15 protein-coding genes are annotated in these 21,016 nt (G+C 69.3%); 9 read left to right on the top strand and 6 right to left on the bottom strand.

Features of this window, described 5'->3' with window-relative positions:
• Positions 1-187: 187 nt before the first annotated feature.
• From QPK27_RS21475 to QPK27_RS21465, 3 genes are all read left to right on the top strand, one after another.
• A complete protein-coding gene (locus tag QPK27_RS21475; protein ID WP_290420218.1) occupies positions 188-859 on the top strand; it encodes a phosphoribosyltransferase in 672 nt (223 codons plus the stop codon).
• 63 nt (positions 860-922) lie between these two features.
• On the top strand, positions 923-2,305 hold the full coding sequence (locus QPK27_RS21470; RefSeq protein WP_290420217.1) for an SRPBCC family protein: 1,383 nt from the start codon (positions 923-925) through the stop codon (positions 2,303-2,305).
• Between the two features lie 6 nt (positions 2,306-2,311).
• A complete protein-coding gene (locus QPK27_RS21465) occupies positions 2,312-3,697 on the top strand; it encodes an erythromycin esterase family protein (RefSeq protein ID WP_290420216.1) in 1,386 nt (461 codons plus the stop codon).
• Between the two features lie 206 nt (positions 3,698-3,903).
• Here QPK27_RS21465 and QPK27_RS21460 read toward each other — a convergent pair whose 3' ends face one another.
• Positions 3,904-5,889: a diguanylate cyclase domain-containing protein gene (locus QPK27_RS21460; RefSeq protein ID WP_290420215.1), complete on the bottom strand. Its 1,986-nt coding sequence runs from the start codon at positions 5,887-5,889 to the stop codon at positions 3,904-3,906.
• A 196-nt stretch (positions 5,890-6,085) separates the two neighbouring features.
• On the opposite strand from QPK27_RS21460, the gene QPK27_RS21455 reads away from it, so the two are divergent.
• Both QPK27_RS21455 and QPK27_RS21450 read left to right on the top strand, forming a co-directional pair.
• On the top strand, positions 6,086-6,574 hold the full coding sequence (locus QPK27_RS21455) for a (2Fe-2S)-binding protein (RefSeq protein ID WP_290420214.1): 489 nt from the start codon (positions 6,086-6,088) through the stop codon (positions 6,572-6,574).
• On the top strand, positions 6,571-8,808 hold the full coding sequence (locus tag QPK27_RS21450; protein ID WP_290420213.1) for a molybdopterin cofactor-binding domain-containing protein: 2,238 nt from the start codon (positions 6,571-6,573) through the stop codon (positions 8,806-8,808). Before QPK27_RS21455 ends, QPK27_RS21450 begins: the two co-directional genes overlap by 4 nt.
• Positions 8,809-8,855: 47 nt before the next feature.
• Here QPK27_RS21450 and QPK27_RS21445 read toward each other — a convergent pair whose 3' ends face one another.
• The 4 genes from QPK27_RS21445 to QPK27_RS21430 form a co-directional block, all read right to left on the bottom strand.
• On the bottom strand, positions 8,856-9,194 hold the full coding sequence (locus QPK27_RS21445) for a hypothetical protein (protein ID WP_290420212.1): 339 nt from the start codon (positions 9,192-9,194) through the stop codon (positions 8,856-8,858).
• A gap of 216 nt (positions 9,195-9,410) precedes the next feature.
• A complete protein-coding gene (locus QPK27_RS21440; RefSeq protein WP_290420211.1) occupies positions 9,411-10,616 on the bottom strand; it encodes an acyl-CoA dehydrogenase family protein in 1,206 nt (401 codons plus the stop codon).
• On the bottom strand, positions 10,613-11,425 hold the full coding sequence (locus tag QPK27_RS21435; protein WP_290420210.1) for an enoyl-CoA hydratase family protein: 813 nt from the start codon (positions 11,423-11,425) through the stop codon (positions 10,613-10,615). Before QPK27_RS21435 ends, QPK27_RS21440 begins: the two co-directional genes overlap by 4 nt.
• 24 nt (positions 11,426-11,449) lie before the next feature.
• The gene (locus QPK27_RS21430; RefSeq protein ID WP_290420209.1) at positions 11,450-13,498 is read right to left on the bottom strand and encodes an FAD-dependent monooxygenase; all 2,049 of its coding nucleotides are present in this window, start codon (positions 13,496-13,498) and stop codon (positions 11,450-11,452) included.
• 546 nt (positions 13,499-14,044) lie between these two features.
• On the opposite strand from QPK27_RS21430, the gene QPK27_RS21420 reads away from it, so the two are divergent.
• The 4 genes from QPK27_RS21420 (at position 14,045) to QPK27_RS21405 (ending at position 20,354) form a co-directional block, all read left to right on the top strand.
• Positions 14,045-14,395: a hypothetical protein gene (locus tag QPK27_RS21420; protein WP_290420208.1), complete on the top strand. Its 351-nt coding sequence runs from the start codon at positions 14,045-14,047 to the stop codon at positions 14,393-14,395.
• Positions 14,392-15,561 (top strand): pyridoxal phosphate-dependent aminotransferase, encoded by a 1,170-nt coding sequence (locus tag QPK27_RS21415; RefSeq protein ID WP_290420207.1) that lies wholly within the window; start codon positions 14,392-14,394, stop codon positions 15,559-15,561. The genes QPK27_RS21420 and QPK27_RS21415 overlap by 4 nt, the downstream gene beginning before the upstream one ends.
• Positions 15,558-17,846, top strand: coding sequence for an ATP-binding protein (locus QPK27_RS21410; protein ID WP_290420206.1), 2,289 nt, complete (start codon positions 15,558-15,560; stop codon positions 17,844-17,846). The genes QPK27_RS21415 and QPK27_RS21410 overlap by 4 nt, the downstream gene beginning before the upstream one ends.
• Positions 17,847-18,017: 171 nt before the next feature.
• Positions 18,018-20,354, top strand: coding sequence for a bifunctional diguanylate cyclase/phosphodiesterase (locus tag QPK27_RS21405; protein WP_290420205.1), 2,337 nt, complete (start codon positions 18,018-18,020; stop codon positions 20,352-20,354).
• A 70-nt stretch (positions 20,355-20,424) separates the two neighbouring features.
• On the opposite strand, the gene QPK27_RS21400 is transcribed toward QPK27_RS21405, so the two are convergent.
• Positions 20,425-20,850: a hypothetical protein gene (locus tag QPK27_RS21400; RefSeq protein WP_290420204.1), complete on the bottom strand. Its 426-nt coding sequence runs from the start codon at positions 20,848-20,850 to the stop codon at positions 20,425-20,427.
• Positions 20,851-21,016: the final 166 nt, after the last annotated feature.

Here is a 21,016-nt window from a genome sequence, read left to right as displayed (position 1 = left end):
CCTTGCGCAGCCGCTGCGCTGTCTTTCCTTCTTCCTTTCTGCATTGCGCTAGCTCGCAAGCGATTTCCACACGGCAAACGGACGCCGGAACGGCGCCAGCCTGTGTATGCTGAAACAACGGTCGCGGCTTTGCCGCGTAGCCGTGCCACGTCCTGGCGCAACCTGCATTCACGACCGTTGGCGACCCATGCAAGCGACCGAACCGTTCGATGACCGCGCCCATGCCGGCAGGCTGTTGGCGCAGGAACTCAGGCACTACGCGGGCACGCCGGGCCTGCTGGTGCTGGCTTTGCCGCGCGGCGGCGTGCCGGTCGGGTTCCCGATCGCCCAGGCGCTGCACGCCGAACTCGACCTGATGCTGGTGCGCAAGCTCGGCCTGCCGCACCAGCCCGAGTTCGCGATGGGCGCCATCGGCAGCGGCGGCGTGCGCGTGCTGCAGCCGGGCGTGCCGGGCCTGATGGGCGTGACCCAGCACGAAGTCGACGCCGTCACGGCGGCGGAACGAAGCGAGCTGGCACGGCGCGAGCGGCGCTACCGCGGAGAGCGCGCGCCGCCGCAGCTGGCGGGACGCAGCGTGATCCTGGTCGACGACGGCATCGCCACCGGCGCCAGCATGCGGGTCGCGGTGGAGGTGGCGCGCAGCGGCCATCCGGCGCGGCTGGTAGTGGCGGCGCCGGTGGGCGCGCCGGCCACGGTGCGCGCGCTGCGCGAGGGGGTCGACGAGTTGGTGTGCCTGGCCACGCCGGCGCACTTTCGCGCCGTCGGCCAGTGGTACCGCAGCTTCGACCAGACGCGCGATGAGGAAGTGCAGGAGCTGCTGAAGGAAGCGTGGGCCTGGCCTCGGGAAGGCAGCCAATGAGACGCACATATTGAGAACCAATCACGGCCGTGAACACCGGCCAACCAACCGAAAGGAGCGGACATGGACCAATCGAACGAACAAGGAATGAACGTGGGCAAAGGAGCAGGTGCGGGAGTAGGCGCGTGGGTAGGCGCAGCCGTCGCCGGCGCCCTCTTGATGTACGCTTTCGACCCGGAACGCGGCGCAGCCCGCCGTGCCCGCGCGCGCGGCGCGCTGCGCGACGCCGGCCAGCGCACCGGCGAGCATCTGGAACACGCCTGGCACGATGCCGGGAGCCGCTTCGACTCGGCCCGTGAACGCGCCTCGAACGTGTACGCCCGCGCCGGCGAACGCCTGGCCGGCGCCGCCCACAAAGCCGGGGACCGCCTGTCCGCCGCCTCGCACAAGACGCGCGACCGGCTGGAACATGCGCGCGAACGCCTGGCCGACAGCGCCCACGAAGCCGGTGAGCGCCTGTCGGATGCCTCGTACGAAGCGCGCGAACGCGCCGCCTACGCGGCCGGCTATGCGGCCGACAAGGCGCGTGAAAAATCGGCGCGCGCGGCTGAACGCGGTCACGACGTCCGTGAACGCGCGCGCCACCTGGCCGAGGATGTGCGCGAACGCGCCGGCAAGGACTATGACCACGCGACCGACCGCGCCGGCGAGGTCTATCACCGCGCGCAAGCGGCCGCCGGGCGTGCAAGCGCCGACATCCGCAGCGGCGCGCGCGAGCGTGCCAACGCGGTCGGCGACCAGCTGCGCGAATGGAGCGGCCACCTGTCGCAGGTATTCGGATCGCGCAGCCCGACCCTGACCAACTCCGCCCTGCTGGGCACCGGCGCGCTGAGCGTGGTCGGCCTGGTGCGCCGCTCGCCGGTGGCCGCCCTGCTCGGCCTCGGCGCGCTGGCGGTGCTGCTGCGCAGCGACCGTGGCCGCAACCTGGTCGACGCCCTGCGCGCGCGCGGCGCCGGCAGTGCCAGCCAGGTCGAGGTGGAAAGCACGATCCACATCGACGCCTCCCCGAAAGAGGTATATGACGCCTGGTCCGACGTCGAGAACTTCCCGCGCTTCATGTCGCACGTGACCGAAGTGCGCGACCTCGGCCACCGCCGCTCGCATTGGGCGGTACGCGGCCCGGGCGGCATGGAATACGCCTGGAACGCGGTGATGACCGAGCAGTCGCGTCCGGACCGCCTGTCGTGGCGCAGCGAACCGGGCTCCGAGATCGAGCAGGAAGGCACCGTGAGCTTCGAACCCTCCCGCGGCGGCACCCTGGTCACGGTGCGCATGTCGTACGCACCGCCGGCCGGCGTGCTGGGCCACGGCATCGCGCGCATGCTGGGCGCCGACCCGCAGCGCCAGATGGACGACGACCTGGCGCGCATGAAGGAATTCATCGAGCGCGGCGGCTCGCAGTACGCGGCGCAGCAGGCCGGTCCCAGCCACAGCTTCCTGCATTGAGAAGCCATGGCCATCTTCGGCAACAAGCGCGCCGCCGGCGCGCACGATGCCGCGCAGGACGCCGCAATTGAAGCGGTGCGCCTGGCGGCGCACCCGCTCGACGGCGGGCCGGACGACTACGACGCCCTGCTCGACCTGGTCGGCAACGCGCGCTTCGTGCTGCTGGGCGAAGCCACTCACGGCACCCACGAGTTCTACGCGGAGCGCGCGCGCATTACCAGGCGCCTGATCGAGGAAAAGGGCTTCACCGCGGTGGCGGTCGAAGCCGACTGGCCCGACGCCTGGCGCGTCAACCGCTATGTACGTGGCGAAGGCCAGGACGCGGACGGCCACGCCGCCCTGGGCGGCTTCGAGCGCTTTCCGTCCTGGATGTGGCGCAACACGGCGGTGCTGGACTTCGTCGAGTGGCTGCGCGAGCGGAATGCGAAGAGCGGTTCGCCCCAGGCCGGATTCTATGGCCTCGACCTGTACAGCATGTTCACCTCGATCCACGAGGTGGTGCGCTACCTGGAAGGGGTCGACCCGAACGCCGCCAGCGAGGCGCGCAAGGCATACTCCTGCTTCGACCACTACGACCGCGACAGCCAGCAGTACGGATACGCCACCAGCTTCGGCATGACGCCGTCGTGCGAGCAGGGTGTGCTGGACATGCTGCGCGAGCTGCAGGGCCGCGCGCGCGACTACATGCAGCACGGCGCCGCCGACGCCGGCGCCAGCGCCCAGGACGCGTTCTTCTACGCCCAGCAGAACGCGCGCCTGGTGAAGAACGCGGAGCAGTACTACCGCACCATGTTCAAGGGCCGCATCTCGTCCTGGAATCTGCGCGACAGCCACATGGCCGAAACCCTCGACGCGGTCGCGCGCCACCTGTCGCAGGACGGCAAGCCGGCGCGCATCGTGGTGTGGGAGCACAACTCGCACATCGGCGACGCCCGCGCCACCGAGATCGGGCGCCAGGGCGAGTGGACCGTGGGCGAACTGGCGCGCAAGGCTTACGGCCAGGACGCCTGCCTGATCGGATTCACCACCTATGACGGGCGCGTCACCGCCGCCTCGGAATGGGACGGCGAAGCGCGGCACAAGCACGTGCGCCCGGCGCTGGCCGGCAGCTACGAACGGCTGCTGCACGACACCGGCATCGAGCGCTTCTTCCTGCCGCTGCGCGATCCCGGCCCGGTGCGCGACGCGCTGATGGAAGAGCGGCTGGAACGCGCCATCGGCGTGCTGTACCTGCCGCGCACCGAACGCCAGAGCCACTACTTCCACGCCCAGCTGCCGCGCCAGTTCGACGCGGTGATCCACATCGACCGCACGCGCGCGGTGGAGCCGCTCGATGCCACCAGTGGGTGGCATTCGGGCGAGCCGCCGGAGACGTATCCGGAGGGGTTGTGATTTACGTTGGTTGAACGCGTGGACGGCGAAGCCGGCTGCGCCCCCCGGTCCACGCTACGTAGGGTTGGCGGCTACGCCGCCGACGCGTTCAACCGGCTTTCGATCCGCCGCGCCACTTGCCGACGTTCCTTGACCTCAACCGGCTTTCGATCCGCCGCGCCACTTGCCGGCGTTCCTTGAACGCGTCGGCGGCGTAGCCGCCAACCCTACGCGGCTTCGTCGTACACCGCGTAACCGTCGCGGCCGCGGCCCTTGGCGGCGTATAACGCGCTGTCGGCCGCGGCCAGCAAGCCCTCCTGGTCCTGCCCGGGCCGCGACAAGGCGATGCCGACGCTGGCCGACACCTGCAGCGGCCCGGCCCCGGTCACGAACGGCGAGCGCATCGCATCCACGATCTTGGCCCCGATCCGCTCGGCCTCCGCACGTCCGCCGATCTCTTCCAGGATCACCACGAACTCGTCGCCCGACAGGCGCGCCGGGGTGTCGGTGGCGCGCACGCCGGCCTCCAGCCGCGCCGCGAATTCGCGCAGCACCTCGTCGCCCACGCCGTGGCCGTGGCTGTCGTTGATGCGCTTGAAGTGGTCGACGTCGAGGTAGGCCAGCGCCAGCGGCTTGCGGCTGCGCTGTGCGCGCCCCAGCGCTGCCTCCAGCGTCTCGTTGAAGCTGCGCCGGTTGGCCAGGCCGGTCAGCGTGTCGACCCGCGCCAGGCGCGTGAGCTGGGCCTCGACTTCCTTGACGTGGGTGGTGTCGTGCTTGAGCGCGTACACCCCGGCCACGCTGCCGTCCGGCCGCAGGTCGGGAATGAACACGCCCTGCAGGTGGATACGGCGCCCGTGGATGCGGATCTGCAGCTCGCAGGTGGCGTCCAGGCCGGCATAGGCGCGGTCCAGGCAATCGCGCGTCTGGCCGGCCGCCTCGACGCCCATCAGGCCAGCGATCGACATCCCTTCCAGGCGCGCGGGAGCGATGCCGAACCAGCGCTCGAAGGTGGCGTTACCGTAGCGGAAGCGCCGCTCTTCGTCGAGGTAGGCGATCAGCACCGGCAGGTTATCGGCAATCATGCGCAGCCGCTTTTCGCTGGCCGAGCGCGACGCTTCGGCCGCTTCGCGCTCGGCCATCAGGGCGTGGAAGGCGCGTCCCAGTTCGCCGATCTCGTCCTGGCGGCCGTCGTGCAGCACCTCGATGCCGGCGCCGTCGTGGCGCACCGCCGCCACCCGCTCGCGCAGCGCCTGCAGCGGCGCCAGCAGGCGCACCATCAGCACCCAGGCCAGCACCCCGGCCGCCAGCGCCAGCCCGAGCGCGCCGAAGATGGCGTTGTGGCGCATGCGCGCCAGCGGCGCGAAGGCTTCGGCGGACGGATAGCGCGCGCCCAGGATCCAGCCGGTCGAGGCCAGCCGGCGGTAGGCGAAGATGGCGTCGCTGCCGTCGCGTGCGCGCGCCTCGAGCCAGCCTTCGAAGCCATTCAGGGCGCGCTCGGTGCCGAGGTGCGCGCCGCGCGCGGCCGGCTGCAGCACGCGCTCCTTGTCGGGATGGTCGATCATGACGCCGTCGGCAGTCATCAGGAACAGGTAGCCGGTGCCGCCGGGTTTGAGCGCGCCGAGCTGGCGCAGGAAGCCGGTCTCGCGCAGGTCGAGGCTGGCCGTCAGCACGCCGAGCAGGCGCGCTCCATCGACCACCGGGGTGCTGACGATCACCACCTGGCGTCCCGAAATGCGGCTGACGATCGGCTGCGACATCATGCTGCGCCGGCTCGCCACCACCTCGTCGAAATAGGCGCGCCCGCGCGCGTCGAGCGTGCGCTCACTGCCGAACGAGCGCATCGACATCACCTGGCGTCCCTGCGGATCGAGCAGCAACAGGTTCAGGAACTCCGGCCGCCCCAGCGGCGCCTGCAGTTCGAGGTGGCGCCGCAAGCGCTGCGGCTGGTCCAGCGCATCGCGCGGCAGGCCGGCGGCCAGGCCTTCCAGCTCGCGCAGGCGCGCCTCGATGCGGTCGTCCATGAACGAGGCGGCGCTCGACAACAGCACGTATTGCTGGTCGCCGATCACGCGCTTCATGCCGCGCTCGGCCACCGCCAGCGTGGACAGCGTCACGAGCAGCGTGGCGACAAACACCAGCACGGAAGCAACCGCCGCCAGGCGCAGTTTGAGGTTCGCGGGGAGCAGGCGCAGGCGCTGGCGGTTGATCGGCATAAGAGGTGGGGTGGCTGCTGTGAAAGCGACAAAGTATTACATACTCGACGGTGATGTTCCGACTGCACGGTTCGCATGGCGAACCGGATCCCGTCAGAAGCGGTTCAAAGCGGCCTGATCGGGCAACGATATGCTGTTGAGAAGGCAAAATTTCCGCTAGGATTGGACCTTTGTTCTGTTTGCCTGAAGGAGCGTCATGAGCAAGACCACCCTGAACGTCAACGGCAAGGCCATGGTCGTCGACGTCGAACCGGATACACCGCTGCTGTGGGCGCTGCGCGATACGCTGGGCCTGGTCGGGACCAAGTATGGCTGCGGCCTCGGCCAGTGCGGCGCCTGCACCGTCCACCTGGACGGCATTGCTACCCGTTCCTGCGTGCTGCCCGTGTCCGCCATCGGCACGCAGAAGATCACCACCATCGAAGGGCTCGACCCGCAAGGCCGCCATCCGCTGCAGCAGGCCTGGCAGGAACTCGACGTGCCGCAATGCGGCTACTGCCAGTCGGGCCAGATCATGGGCGCCTGCGCCCTGCTCAAGCAACACCCGAAGCCGACCGACGCCCAGATCGACGAGGCCATGGCCGGCAACCTGTGCCGCTGCGCGACCTATATGCGCATCCGCAAGGGTATCCATCGCGCGGCCGAGATCGCGTCCACCGCTTCCGGCGCGAAAGGAAAGGCATGATGCACGCTCCCAGCTCCCTTTCCCGGCGCCGCTTCCTGCGCACGGGCGCCACAGGCGGCGCACTCCTGATCGGCATGTCGTCCGGTGGCGCGCTGGCCGCGCTCGAGGATGCCGCGCAGGCCGACTTCACGCCGAACGCCTTCATCCGCATCGCGCGCGACGGCAGCGTGACGCTGACCTCGAAGCAGCCCGAGATCGGCCAGGGCATCAAGACCTCGCTGCCGATGGTGATCGCCGAGGAACTCGACGTCGACTGGAACAGCGTGCGCATTGTCCAGGGCGACCTGAACCCAACCGCCTACGGCGGCCAGGGCGCCGGCGGCTCGACTTCGACCCCGAACAACTACGAGAACTTGCGCCGCCTGGGCGCGGCGGCGCGCGCGATGCTGGTCCAGGCCGCGGCACAAGGCTGGGGCGTGGCCCCGGGCGAGTGCACGACAGAAGGCGGCGCCGTGCTGCACGCCGCCAGCAAGCGCCGCATCGCCTACGGCGCGCTGGTGGACAGCGCCGCCAGGCTGCCGGTGCCGGATGCGGCGAGCGTGACGCTGAAAGACCCGGCCAGCTTCAGGCTGCTCGGCACGCGCGTGGGCGGCGTCGACAACGGCGCCATCGTGGTCGGCAAGCCGCTGTTCGGCATCGACGTGCAGCTGCCGGGCATGCTGCACGCGGTGTACGCCAAGTGTCCCGTCTTCGGCGGCAAGCCCCTGAAGGCCAACCTGGATGCGGTACGCGCCCTGCCCGGCGTCAAGGATGCGTTCATCATCGACGGCACGGCCAACCTGAACGGCCTGCGTCCGGGGGTGGCGATCGTCGCCACCTCGACCTGGGCCGCGATCCGCGCCCGCCGCGCGCTCGAAGTCGAATGGGACGAAGGCGTCGGCGCCACCCACAGCTGGGCCGGTTTCACGGCGCAGGCGAAGCAAGCCGCCGGCAAGCCGGGAACGGGCGTGATGCGCAGCGACGGCGACGTCGACAAGGCGATGGCCGGCGCCGCCAGGACCGTCGAGGCGGCCTACAGCTACCCGTTCATCTCGCACGCCAGCATGGAGCCGCAAAACTGCACCGCCTGGTCCAGGCCTGACGGCTCGCTGGAACTGTGGGCGCCGACCCAGAACCCGGGCGCCGGCCAGGCGCTGGTGACGAGCACCTTCGGCATCGCGAAGGAGAGAATCACGATGCACATCATCCGCAGCGGCGGCGGCTTCGGCCGGCGCCTCAGCTCGGACTTCATCGTCGAAGCGGTCGCCATCGCCCAGCGCTTGAAGACCTCGGCGCCAGTGAAACTGACCTGGACCCGCGAGGACGACCTGCAGCACGACCACTACCGCCCGGGCGGCTTTCACTTCCTGCGCGGCGGAGTCGATGCGCAGGGCAAGGCGGTGGCCTGGCACAACCACTTCGTCACCTTCGCCAACCGCGTCGAACGCGACGGCCAGTCGATCCTGCAGCCGGGCAGCGGCGGCAACCTCTCGGGCGACGAATTCCCGGGCCGCTGGGTGGAGAACTGCAAGCTGGAGCAGACCGCGCTCGAATGCCGGGTGCCGATGGGCCCATGGCGCGCGCCGGGCAGCTGCGTGTTCGCCTGGGTGTTCCACAGCTTCATCGACGAACTGGCGCACGCGGCCGGACGCGATCCGCTGGCCTTCCGCCTCGAACTGCTGGGCGACAAGGAGGTGATGGCGGGGACCGGCGAGCGCGGCCAGCCGTACGCGGTGGCACGCATGCGCGCGGTGCTGCAGACCGCGGCCGAGAAAGCGGGATGGGGCAAGAAGACCTTCGCGCGCGGCCAGGGCCAGGGCATCGCCTTCCACTTCAGCCATCGCGGCTACGTGGCGCAGGTGGCCGAGGTGACGGTGTCGAAAGACGGCAAAGTCAAGGTCGACCGGGTGGTGGTGGCGACGGACATCGGGCCGCAGATCGTCAACCTGTCGGGGGCCGAGAACCAGGTCGAGGGTTCGGTGATCGACGGCATGTCGACGTTGATGTTCCCGGCGCTGGACATCGAGAACGGCCGCATCGTGCAGAGCAACTTCCACGATTACCCGCTGCTGCGCATCGGCGACGCGCCGGGCAGGATCGAGATGCATTTCGTGAAATCGGGCCATCCGGTGACCGGGCTGGGCGAACCGGCCCTGCCGCCGCTGGCGCCGGCGGTGTGCAATGCGATCTTTGCGGCGACCGGAAAACGGGTGCGCGAACTGCCGCTCAGTAAAACGGATCTGAGCTGGAGCTGATCGGGTGACGTGCCGGCCGGCCGCGGCGACCGGCACGCTCGCGTCGATCAGTGCAACCCGGCCCCACCGACGACATCCTTGTCGTTCGCCCCATGCCGCTCCAGGATCGCCAGCGCCTGCTGCTGCTGGTTGGCGTCCAGCGCCAGCACCTTGAGGATCAGCGCGCCATGATGGTCGCCTTCGGGACGGTACACGTCGTTGTAGTCGGTGCCGCCCTTGGCGTTCGGATTGTCGCCCACGGTGAAATTGGATTGGCCCGGTCCGGCTTCGTCGCCGATCGGGGACAGCTGCACGCTGTCGGGTCCCAGGCCGGCGGCCAGCAGGTCGATACGGAGGCGCTCGGCCATGTCGAAGTCGCGGATCACGCGCACGATTGGATCATTCATGATGTCTTGCTCCCTGGGTCACATTAAGGAGCAAGGTAGCAGAATCGCCACGCCGGCGGCGCTCAGTCCGGACTCAGTCCGGGACTCGGTACGGCAACACGGCCGTGACCCCGATCTCGACCCGCGCCCCGCTCTTCCATCAGCCTCGCCACGGGTGCATTCCGATACCAGCTTACGTAGTTTCATACACCAACTGTATGCCGAGAGTTCCGCTCCTCAAGCAGGCGCGGCGAGCAGCTCGCGCGCGATGATCATCAGCTGCACTTCGCTTGCGCCTTCATGGATGCGCAGGGCGCGCACGTCGCGGTACAGGCCTTCCACCACGGCGCCGCGCTGCACGCCGCGCGCGCCGAACAGCTGCAGCGCGCTGTCGACCACGCGCTGCGCGCTTTCGGTGGCGGCCAGCTTGGCCATCGCCGCAGCCTGCGTCACGCGTCCGCCGGCGTCGCGCAGCCAGGCGGCGCGGTAGGTCAGGAGCGCCGCGGCATCGATCTCGAGCGCCATCTGCGCCAGCCGGGCCTGGGTCAGCTGGAAGTCGGCCAGCGTCTTGCCGAACATGGGACGCATTGCCGCATGCGCCAGCGCTTCGCTCAGCGCACGCCGTGCGAACCCGAGCGCGGCGGCGGCGACCGAGGTGCGGAACACGTCGAGCGTGGCCATCGCCACCTTGAAGCCCTGCCCTTCCTCGCCCAGCAGGCAATGCGCCGACACCCGGCAGCCATCAAGGCGCAGGCGCGCCATCGGGTGCGGCGCCATGGTGTGGATGCGCTCGGCGATCTGCAATCCCGGCGTGGCGGCGTCGAGGATGAAGGCGCTGATGCCGTCAGAGGCCTTGGCCGCGCCGCGCCGCGGGGCGCGTGCGCCCCCTTCGCCGCTGCGCGCGAACAGGATGTAGAAATCGGCGATGCCGCCGTTCGAGATCCAGGTCTTCTCGCCGTCCAGCACCCAGCCGTCGCCGTCGCGGCGGGCGGCGCAGCTCAGCGCCGCCACGTCCGAGCCGGCCTGCGGCTCGGACAGCGCGAAGGCGGCGATCGCCTGGCCGCGCGCCACGCGCGGCAGCCAGGCCCGCTTCTGGTCGTCGGTGCCGAACAGCGAGATCGCGCCGCTGCCCAGGCCCTGCATGGCGAACGCGAAGTCGGCCAGCGCGGCGTGGCGCGCCAGCGTCTCGCGCACCAGGCACAGGGCGCGGGTGTCGATCGCCTGGCCGGCGCCGCCGAAGGCCACGCCGGCCACCGCGTGGCGCAGCCAGTCGTCGCGGCCCAGGCGCTTGACCAGAGCGCGGCAGATGGCCTCGACGTCGGCGCCCTCCGCGCCGGGGCGGGCGTCGCCCAGGTTGGCCGCGGCCCAGCAATCGAGGGCGCGCGCCAGTTCCGCGTGGTGCGGATCGAAAAACGGCCAGTCCAGGTAATCGTGTTCCATCAATCCCCCTCGAAGTGCGGTCGCTCCCTGGCCACGAAGGCGTGATAGGCGCGGTGGAAGTCGCGCGTGGCCATACAGATCGCCTGGGCCTGCGCCTCGGCCTCGATCGCCTCGTCGACGCCCATGTTCCATTCCTGCTGCAGCATGCGCTTGGTCATGCCGTGGGCGAAGGTCCGGCCGCTCGCCAGCGTCGCGGCGAAGGCCCTGGCCTCGGCCAGCACCTGATCAGGCTCGCACAGGCGGTTGAAAAAGCCCCAGCGCTCGCCCTCTTCGCCGCCAAGCGAGCGTCCGGTATATAACAGCTCGGCGGCGCGGCCCTGGTCCACCACGCGCGGCAGCAGCGCGCAGGCGCCCATGTCGCAGCCGGCCAGGCCGACGCTCGCGAACAGGAAGGCGGTGCGGCTGCGCGCGGTGCCGTAGCGGATGTCCGAGGCCAGCGCCAGCATCGCACCGGCGCTGGCGCGCATCGCCTTGACCAGGTCGCCCGTCATGCGGGTCAACGCCAGCAGGCCGGGCATGTCGAGGCGCGTCAGCGGCCCGATAATCTCGTGCACGTCGCCGCCGGAACAGAAATTCTCGCCGGCGCCGGTCAGCACCACGGCTTTGACGTCGGCAGCGTCGGCCAGCGCGCGGAACAGGTCGCGCAGCTCGGCGTACGCGTCGAAGGTCAGCGGGTTCTTGCGCTCGGGGCGGTCGAGCGTGATGGTGGCGACGCCGGCCTCCAGCGCGAATCCAACGTGGCGCCCCTGGTACCCGGCGAAGCTGGCGCCGCTGCCCGGCAGCCGGTGCGGTTCGCCCATTGGTAGATGCATGCGATGCTCCTGGCGTGGATGACGTCAATGGTCCGGCGCTGCGGCCTGCAGGCGCTCGCGTTCGAGGTTGCGTTCCAGCTGGGCCTTGCCGGCGAGGTACTGGCGCGGCCACGCGACGCCATGCCAGCCGATGCGCGCCGCCTCGCTCAAGGTCCAGGCCGGGTTGGCCAGGTGCGGCCGGCCGACCGCGCACAGGTCGGCGCGGCCGGCGGCGATGATGCCGTTGACCTGGTCGGCGTCCGTGATCGCCCCGACCGCGATGGTGGCGATGCCGGCCTCGTTGCGGATGCAGTCGGCGAACGGCGCCTGGTACATGCGGCCGAACACGGGATGTTCCTGCTTGCTGACCTGGCCCGAGGAGCAGTCGATCATGTCGGCGCCGGCGTCGCGGGACAGGCGTGCCACCGCGACCGCGTCCTGCGGCGTGATGCCGCCCTCGACCCAGTCGTGGCTCGAGATGCGCACGTTCATCGGCAACTCCTGCGGCCATACCGCGCGCACGGCGGCGAATACCTCGAGCGGATAGCGGCAACGCGCGGCCAGGCTGCCGCCATACAAGTCGGTGCGTTGGTTGGTCAGCGGCGAGACGACGCTCGACAGCAGGTAGCCGTACGCCGTGTGCTGCGGCGCATACAGCCCCGGACAGCCGGGCGTGATGCGGGCGTCGGCCGAGACGCAGGTCATCTCGGCCATCACCAGCGCCGTCCCGCCAAGGGCGCGCGCGCCCAGGTGCGCCAGGTGGTAGTCGCCCACCAGGCCGTCGACGGCTGAATACTGCGCCATGGGCGACACCACCAGGCGGTTCTTCAGCAGCAGCGAGCGCACGCGGTACGGGGTGAACATCGGCGGCGGCGCGGGATCAAGGCACTCGACCCCGGCCTGCCCTGCCGCGCGCGCCACGAGCCAGCGTTCGAAGCCGGCGACGTAGGCGTCGTCGCGCAGGCGCAGGTTCTCATGCGACAGGCGCTGGCTGCGCGTGAGCAGCGAATGCGCGAACTGCTCGGGCGCGAAATCGCCATAGCGCGCCACGTTCTCTAACCACTCCATCGAATTGCGCGCCGCGCTTTGCAGCTTGAGCACTTCGACCTGGCGCGCCTGCTGGTAGCGTTCCAGGTCCGGCTCATCGGCGTCCGACGCCCTGCCCAGCGCCTCGGCCAGCGCGATCGCGTCTTCCAGCGCCAGCCGGGTGCCGGAACCTATCGAGAAGTGGGCCGTGTGGGCGGCGTCGCCCATCAACACCAGCGGCACGCGGCGGCCGTCGACCGGCAACCCGAGCACCCAGCGCCGGCACACCAGGCGCGTAAAGCGCATCCAGTTGGCCGCGCCACGCCCCTGCCCGGCCTGCGCCAGCAGCGGCTCGCCGTCGAGATACCGCGCGAACAGGCGCTCGCAAAACGCCAGCGCCTGTTCGCTGTTCATGTCGGCCAGGCCGCTGGCGCGCCAGGTCTCATCCGGCGTCTCGACGATAAAGGTCGACATCTCCTCGTCGTAGCGGTAGGCGTGCGCCTGGAACCAGCCGTGCGGCGTGTTTTCAAAGACGAAGGTGAAGGTATCGAAGCGCTTGCGCGTGCCGAGCCAGACGAATCGGCAATGGCGTTGTTCGAGCTCGGGCCGGAAGCTGTCTGCAAACTGCCGGCGCAGCGCGCCATGCACGCCGTCGGCGGCCACGATCATGTCAGCCGCATGGGCACGGGCCAGCGCGGCCACGTCGCCGATCTCGCGCTCATGATCCATCGCGACGCCCAGTTCGCGGCAGCGTTGCTCCAGGATCGCCAGCAGGCGCCGCCGTCCGATGCCGCAGAACCCGTGGCCGCCCCATGTGACAGTGCGGCCCTTGACGTGGATGTCAATCGCATCCCAGCGCTTGAAGACTGCACGGATCGCGGCAGCGCTGGGCGCATCGGCCTGCGCCAGCGTGTCGAGCGCGGCGTCGGACAGCACCACGCGCCAGCCGAAGGTCTCGCCGGAGCGGTTGCGCTCGAATACGGTAACGCTGTTGAGCGGGTCGCGCAACCTGGCCAGCAGCGCGAAGTACAGCCCGGCCGGACCACCGCCCACGCACACGATATTCATGCCGATTCCGTTCTTTCAAACTTACGTAAAACTATTTATAGCTAGCTTTACCGTTGAATTCCTGCTTCGCCGAAGCCGGTTTCACCTTGCAGTTTCGCAGGGCCAGAGCCTTCTTCTCCACAGGCTGACACGGTGGAACTCACCGCCGTATGTGTAGGACTACACAAATTTTCATGAGTTCCAAGCTAACTGTCAAAAACCCCTGGAAGCCGCCACCCGACTATCTTACTCGTGGCCCCGGCTGAAGTGTCAACAAATTAGGCGCTGTCATCGTTAGGTATGGATGAATCCGCACGCGATGCGCAACAATTGCTCGACAGACGCAATTGGGCCGCTATCGAGCGCCCAATACCAGCCCAGGTTGTTGGGCAGCGGCATGACGCCAGGCAATGAAAGCGTACCAGCCACTTCTTGAACCGTTGATGGTAGGCATTAACGTTTTGCACGTGGACGGCGCCCTGGGCGCCCGCGCCCCCCGTGCACCGGCTTGCACATTGACTGCCTGGTGGGCGATCCCGTGATCGCGGACGAACGTCCGGCAGCCGGATGCAGGGCGTCGAGCACTACCCGCCGCTGCGGATGGTTAGGCAAAGGGAGCTGCGCGAACAACTTCTTCAACCGCGGCGCCTTCACGATCCTCTCCTGTCGACGACGATGGGCGTTGGACGGTTGATCATCTCAGCAGTTCAATCCTCATCCATATCTAACGCTGACAGCGCCACAAATCAAGTTCAAACCGGCGCGCGCACGACAGGTCTCGAAGCACGGAAAATCCTTAAATTTTTAGTACAATCCAGAAACTTTGCCGTGTTTGCCGTATTCACTGATCCATTGACCGAGCTGCCCGAGACACAGCTTGCCTATAACAACAAAGCAACCATGGAATCTTCCAGATGAACATATCGAACCGGATCGCCCACTCCCGCCCGCTCGCCACCACCGCCATGCACGGCCGCGCCGAAGCGCTGCGCAATGCCGGCGAGCAGGTGATCGACCTGTCGATCGCGATCTCGCACTTCCCGGCCCCGGCCGCGGTGCTGGATGCGGTGAGTGCGGCGCTCGGCAAGCAGCGCACCATGCCCTACACCGAGGTCGGCGGCGCGCTCCGGGTACGCGAAGCGCTGCGCGCCAAGCTGGGCAGTGAAAACGGCATCGCGGCCAGCGTCGACGAGATCATCGTCACCAACGGCTGCAAGCAGGCCTACTACCAGGCGCTGTACGCGATGACCGACCCGGGCGACCGGATCGCCGTGTTCCGCCCCTACTGGCCGGCCTACCTGGCCACCGCCGAGCTGCTCGGCCTGGAAGTCGTCATGACCGATTTGCCGGACACCTTGACCCCGGCCACGCTGGCGGCCTTCGGCAAGGTCAAGGCACTGGTGCTGAACAACCCGCACAACCCGAGCGGCAAGGTGTTCACCCGCGCCGAACTGGAACACATCCTCGACTGGGCCGCCGCGGGTGGCGTGCACCTGATCGTCGACGAAAGCTACGAACACCTGATCTTCGACGGCGAACACGTCAGCCTGGCTTCCCTGTGCCAGGATGAACGCGCCTGGCGCGACATCGGCATCGTCACCATGTTCTCGGCTTCGCAGAGCTACGCCATGATGGGCTGGCGCGTCGGCTTCGCGCTGGCGCCGCAACACATCGTCAAGGCGATGCAGAACGTGCAAGGCCCGATCACCGCCGCCGCGCCGCACCTGTCGCAGGTGGCGGCCGCCGCGGCCTTCGCCACCGGCGCCCCGCACGAGATGATGCGCGACTATCGGCTGCGGCGCGACCTGGTGCTGCACCACCTGGCCGAGGTGCCATGGATCGGTATGCAGGCGCCGGCGTCCGGCCCCTACCTGTGGGGCGACGTGCGCGCCCTGACGATGGATACCGTCGGCTTCGCCGAGCGCCTGATCGAGCAGCAACGGGTGGCGCTGATGCCGGGCGACGCGCTGGGCGTGCCGGGCTTCATCCGCATCGGCTACATCTCGGACGACCACGCCACGCTGATGGAAGGCGTGCGCCGCATCGTCGACTTCGGCGAACGCCTGCGAACGGGAACGCCATGAGCCGTCTGCTGCGCCGCTTCGGCCTGAACAGCCTGCGCAGCCGCCTGATGCTGCTGGTGCTGCTCGCGGTCACGCCGATCGCGGTGGTCACCGTGCTGGGCGGCCTGCGCGAGCGCGAGGCGGCGATCCGCGCCTCGGAAGAAAACCTGAAACGCCTGACCGCGCTGGCCGCCGCCAACGAGGCGCAGTCGATCGACCGCGCGCGCCAGATCCTGGTCGACCTGGTCAGCGTACCCGACCTGATGGGCGACACCGCCGGCTGCAACGCGCTGCTGGCCGACTTTTTGGACCGCAACGAAGGCTTCGTCAACTTCGGCCTGATCCAGCCCGACGGAGAAATCAGCTGCAGCGCGGTGCCGATGCTGCATCCGGTGAACCTGGGCGACCGCAGCCACTTCAAGCGCGCCGTGGCCGAGCGCCGCTTCATCGCCAGCGACTACGTGTTCGGTCGCGTGATCCGCAAGCACACCATCAACCTCACCTATCCCGTGATCGACCGCAACGGGCAAGTGGCGGCGGTGGTGTTCGCCGCGATGGACCTGGCCAGCCTGGACACCTTCGTCAACGATATCAGCATGCCGCCCGGCTCGATCCTGGAGACGGCCGACGCCTCGGGTAACCTGATCTCGCGCCGGCCCGATCCCGAGCGCTGGTTCGGCAAGCGGGTGGCGCCGCCGCTGCTGGCCGCAATGCGCGCCCAGACCGGGCAGGGCGCGCATGGCAGCCAGCACGGACGCGCGCTGGTGGTGATGGGCGAGGACGGCGTCGAGCGCCTGCACGCCTTTGCCCGCGTCGGCGCCCCGGCCCTGACCGACTACACGGTCACCATCGGCGTGCCGACCGCCACCATCACCCAGGTGGCGCGCGACGCCCAGCTGATGTCGCTGCTGGGCCTGGGCGCGACCACGCTGCTGGCGCTGCTGGCGGCCTGGCTCGCCGGCGACAAGCTGATCGTGCGCCGGGTGCGCGGCCTGACCGCGGTGGCGCGCCGCATCGCCGCCGGCGACCTGGAAGCGCGCACCGGCATGCCCGGACTGAAGGGCGGCGCGCGCGAAGAAATCGGCCAGCTGGCGGTGGCGCTCGACGAGATGGCGGAAAACCTGCAGAAGAAGGAAACCGCACGCAGCCTGGCCGAACGCGAGCTGCGCGCGGCCGACCAGCGCAAGGACGAGTTCCTGGCGATGCTGGCGCACGAGCTGCGCAATCCGCTGGCGCCGATCAGCACCGGCGCGCACCTGCTCAAGCTGCTGCACTCCGACAACGCCCAGATCACCCAGACCTGCGCCATCATCGCGCGCCAGGTCGAGCACATGACCAGCCTGGTCGACGATTTGCTCGACGTCTCGCGCGTGACGCGCGGCCTGGTGTCGCTGTCGACCCAGGTGCTGGACCTGCGCAACGTGGTCAATGACGCGGCCGAGCAGATCCGGCCCCTGATCGCGGCGCGCCGGCACAAGGTGGTGCTCGACCTGCCGAACGGCGCCGTCCAGGTGCGGGGCGACCACAAGCGCCTGGTGCAGGTGGTCGCCAACCTGCTCGGCAACGCCACCAAGTACACGCCCGAGGGCGGCCACATCGCGCTGCGCCTGAACGAAGACGGCGCCCACTGGCTGCTCGAGGTCAGCGACGACGGCATCGGCATGGAGCCGGGCCTGGTGACGCGCGTGTTCGACCTGTTCACCCAGGCCGAGCGCACCCCGGATCGGTCGCAGGGCGGCCTGGGCCTGGGCCTGGCGCTGGCCAAGAGCCTGGTCGAGCTGCACGGCGGCAGCGTGTCCGCCGCCAGCGCCGGCCTGGGACGCGGCAGCACCTTCAGCGTGCGCCTGCCGCGCCACCTGGCCGACAGCGCGGCGCCGGGCGTGGCGGCCGCGTTGGCATTCACGGCGCCGGTGCAGGCCGGGGCCGCCCCTGCCGCCGCGCCCAGGCTGCGCATCCTGGTGGTGGACGACAACCTGGACGCCGCGCATACCCTGAACCTGTTCCTGCGCGCGGCCGGCCACGAGGTCGAGATCGCGTACTGCGCGGCCGACGCGATCGAGATCGCCAAGGTGTTCGCGCCCCAGGTCTGCCTGCTCGACATCGGCCTGCCCGACGTCGACGGCAACGAACTGGCGCGCCGCCTGCGCCGCCTGCCGCAGACCAGCAACGCCCTGCTGGTGGCCGCCACCGGCTACGGCCGCACCCAGGACCGCGAAGCGGCGGCCCAGGCCGGTTTCGACCATTACATGGTCAAGCCGGTCAATACCATGCACCTCAACGAACTGCTGGCCCAGACGGCCGGATGAACCGGGTTTGTGGCGGTGCCGGTTGGCGCCGCCACACTCGGCAGTTTCAGCAGCACAACAATCCCCTAAATAGTGCGTGACAAAGGCACCCCCGCCTGCCTAGAATTTTGCTACCAAGAAAAACTATGCGCCGTGGAGAAAGTTTCTGTGGACATGCAGAACAGGACCCCTATGGACCCGGTTGACGAAATCGCGCGATGGCGCGTGCGGGTATTCTCCACCCTGCTCCCGATCGTTCTCGGCCTCGGCACGATCGCGGCCATCCCCAGCATCGGCCTGATGCTCTACCGCGGCAAGTGGCAGGTCGCCGTCATGGACGTGATCGCGCTGGCCTGGATCTTCGCCATCTGGCGCTGGGAACGCATGCGCTACACCCCGCGCGTGCTGCACTTCCTGGCAGTGCTGTTCCTGATCGCCGTCGGCCTGATGCTGGCGGTGGGGCCGGTCGGCCTGAATTACCTGATGGCTCCGCCGCTGATGGCGGTGATCCTGCTCGGCACCGGGCCCGGGATCGCCTGCCTGGCGCTGAGCGCCCTGTTCATCGTGGCGGTCGGCGCCAGCGGCTCCGGCGCCCTGTACGTGCACGGCCTGGACGGCACCCCGTTCATCACCTCGGTCGTCATCGCCATCAACTTCACTTGCGTCGGCGCGCTGGTCACGCTCACCGCCGGCACCCTGCTCAAGGGCCTGTCGCACACGCTGCGCGAAGCGCGCACCGCCGCCGCCTCGCTCGAGACCGGCCAGGAGCGGCTGCGTGCGGTGAATGCCGAGCTGCGCCTGACGTCGGAGGCGGTGGCGCGCCTGAACGACATGGTGCTGATCGCGCGCATGGTCGACACGCCTGGGGCCGAGCAGCCGATCATCTTCGCCAACGACGCCTTCCTGCGCCACACCGGCTACCGGCGCGAGGAGATCGTCGGCAGCAGCGTGCGCATGCTGCAGGGCCCCGAGACCGACCGCGCCACCGTGGCGCGCATCGTGCACGCGGTGCGGCGCAAGGAAGCGGTGAGCGCGGAACTGGTCAACTACACGCGCGCCGGCGCGCCGTTCTGGATGCAGCTCGAGATGGTGCCGTTCGCCGGCGAGACCGGCTCGATCACGCACTGGGTGATGGTCGGGCGCGACGTCACCGAGCGGCGCAACTCGGCGGCCGCGATCCACCGCCTGGCCTTCTACGACGTGCTGACCGGCCTGCCCAACCGGCGCCTGCTGATGGACCGCCTCGGGCAGCTGGCGGCGGCGGCCCAGGCCGGCCCGGCGCGCGGCGCGGTGCTGTACGTCGACCTGGACGACTTCAAGACCATCAACGACGCGCGCGGCCACGCCATCGGCGACCTGCTGCTGCGCGAAGCCGCCACGCGCCTGGAATCGATCGTGGCCGGCGCCGGCATCGTGGCGCGCCTGGGTGGCGACGAGTTCGTGGTGCTGCTGGACGACGTCGGCGAGACCCACGCCGCGACTGCGATAGCGGAACGCATCCGCTCGGCGCTGGCCGAACGCATGGACATCGAAGGCCAGCGCCACTACGCCTCGGCCAGCGTCGGCGTGGCGCTGGCCGCCGGCGGCGCCCAGAGCGTGCACGACCTGCTGCGCGAAGCCGACACCGCGATGTACCACGCCAAGGGCCAGGGCCGCAACGGCGTGGCGCTGTTCGAGCCGGGCATGCTGGTCGAGGCCGAGCGCAAGCTGACCCTCGAGCGCGACCTGGCGCACGCGCTGGAGCACGGCGAGCTGGCGCTGCACCTGCAGCTGCAGCTGGACCACGAAGGCAGCCCGCGCGGCGCCGAGATGCTGCTGCGCTGGCGGCGCAAGGACGGCAGCAGCGTGCCGCCGGACGTGTTCATCCCGGTCGCCGAGGCCAGTGGCCTGATCGTGGCGCTGGGCGAATGGGTGCTGCGCCAGGCCTGCCTGGCCTGGCACACGCTGGCCGCGGCCGGTCACGCGCTGCCGCTGTCGGTCAACGTCAGCCCGGTGCAGTTCCGCCAGCCCGACTTCGTGGCGCGCGTCGCGGCGATCCTGGAAGAGACGGGCGCGCCGGCCGGCCAGCTGATCCTCGAAGTGACCGAAGGCGTGATGGTCGAGCGCATGGAAGAAACCATCGCGCGCATGGGCGAACTGGCCGCGCTCGGCCTGCGCATCTCGGTCGACGACTTCGGCACCGGCTACTCGAGCCTGGCCTACCTGACCCGCATGCCGCTGTACGAACTGAAGATCGACAAGAGCTTCATCCGCAACACCCCGCACGACCAGGACGCGACCGCGATCGTGCAGTCGATCCTGGCCATGGCCGGCCACCTCGGCCTGCGCGTGGTGGCCGAAGGCGTCGAAACGCCGGACCAGGCCCAGTACCTGGCCGCGCACAGCAACGCCTGCATGCAGGGCTACCTGTTCCACCGGCCGATGCCGCTGGACTCGGTGCTGGCGCTGTTCGCGCATTTGCCGGCGGTGGCGCCGGATGTGCGTCTGGCCGCGGCGGCGCTGCTTCCACAAGAACCCGCGCCGGCCTGATGCCGATCCGCAGCGGACGGTCACGCCGGCCGCGACCGGGACCGGCGGGCGGCCGGGCCTGACGACCGGCCTATCTGGGCCCGCCGAACGCGTACACGATCGGGCTGCCGGATTCAGCCTGGAGCAGCTGATAGTTGTCGATGGTCAGCGCGTCGCCGCCTTCCGTGAACACCAGCGTGGCGCCGCCCCGGCTCACGAACTGGGCCGGACTGGAAGCGAGGATTTCCACCGGCTCGTAGCCCTTGATCGCGACGTAGAAACGGCCTACCCGGCGACTGAAGCGCACCGTTTCGCCATTGTCGAGGGTGTAGGCGTACTCATAGTCGGCGAACTCGCGCGGCTCGACATGAAAGCGGCGGGTAGTGACGACCACGCTCTGCATGGAATCCGGCGCCGCGGCGGCGGCGGCGCTCGCCGGCGCTTGCTGCTGGATGTGTGCGAACGAGGGGGAAGACAAGGCCATGGAAGCGGCCAGGATCGATCCAGCGATTTTCATGCAAGTCTCCGGTGAGTTACAAAAAAATAACTGAACATATTGTAATATCAAAAGAGCTCGACCGCTCAGGACGAAACTACTTTCGGTAACGCCCCTGGAACCGCCGGACAGACCCGAGATCGACTACCGTTCTTCCAAACTTATGCAAATCTAACCGGAATTAGCT

This window comes from Massilia sp. YIM B02443 (assembly GCF_030411955.1).
GTDB lineage: Bacteria > Pseudomonadota > Gammaproteobacteria > Burkholderiales > Burkholderiaceae_D > Telluria.
Note: the sequence above shows the minus strand (reverse complement) of the source record. Positions and strands in the feature narration are given on the sequence as shown.

What these genes read in the sequence shown, in the direction of transcription:
- QPK27_RS21475 (WP_290420218.1), top strand. Translation starts at nt 188, where the DNA reads ATGCAAGCGACCGAACCGTTCGATGACCGCGCCCATGCCGGCAGGCTG.
- QPK27_RS21470 (WP_290420217.1), top strand. Translation starts at nt 923, where the DNA reads ATGGACCAATCGAACGAACAAGGAATGAACGTGGGCAAAGGAGCAGGT.
- QPK27_RS21465 (WP_290420216.1), top strand. Translation starts at nt 2,312, where the DNA reads ATGGCCATCTTCGGCAACAAGCGCGCCGCCGGCGCGCACGATGCCGCG.
- QPK27_RS21460 (WP_290420215.1), bottom strand. Translation starts at nt 5,889, where the DNA reads ATGCCGATCAACCGCCAGCGCCTGCGCCTGCTCCCCGCGAACCTCAAA.
- QPK27_RS21455 (WP_290420214.1), top strand. Translation starts at nt 6,086, where the DNA reads ATGAGCAAGACCACCCTGAACGTCAACGGCAAGGCCATGGTCGTCGAC.
- QPK27_RS21450 (WP_290420213.1), top strand. Translation starts at nt 6,571, where the DNA reads ATGATGCACGCTCCCAGCTCCCTTTCCCGGCGCCGCTTCCTGCGCACG.
- QPK27_RS21445 (WP_290420212.1), bottom strand. Translation starts at nt 9,194, where the DNA reads ATGAATGATCCAATCGTGCGCGTGATCCGCGACTTCGACATGGCCGAG.
- QPK27_RS21435 (WP_290420210.1), bottom strand. Translation starts at nt 11,425, where the DNA reads ATGCATCTACCAATGGGCGAACCGCACCGGCTGCCGGGCAGCGGCGCC.
- QPK27_RS21430 (WP_290420209.1), bottom strand. Translation starts at nt 13,498, where the DNA reads ATGAATATCGTGTGCGTGGGCGGTGGTCCGGCCGGGCTGTACTTCGCG.
- QPK27_RS21420 (WP_290420208.1), top strand. Translation starts at nt 14,045, where the DNA reads ATGCAGGGCGTCGAGCACTACCCGCCGCTGCGGATGGTTAGGCAAAGG.
- QPK27_RS21415 (WP_290420207.1), top strand. Translation starts at nt 14,392, where the DNA reads ATGAACATATCGAACCGGATCGCCCACTCCCGCCCGCTCGCCACCACC.
- QPK27_RS21410 (WP_290420206.1), top strand. Translation starts at nt 15,558, where the DNA reads ATGAGCCGTCTGCTGCGCCGCTTCGGCCTGAACAGCCTGCGCAGCCGC.
- QPK27_RS21405 (WP_290420205.1), top strand. Translation starts at nt 18,018, where the DNA reads ATGGACCCGGTTGACGAAATCGCGCGATGGCGCGTGCGGGTATTCTCC.
- QPK27_RS21400 (WP_290420204.1), bottom strand. Translation starts at nt 20,850, where the DNA reads ATGAAAATCGCTGGATCGATCCTGGCCGCTTCCATGGCCTTGTCTTCC.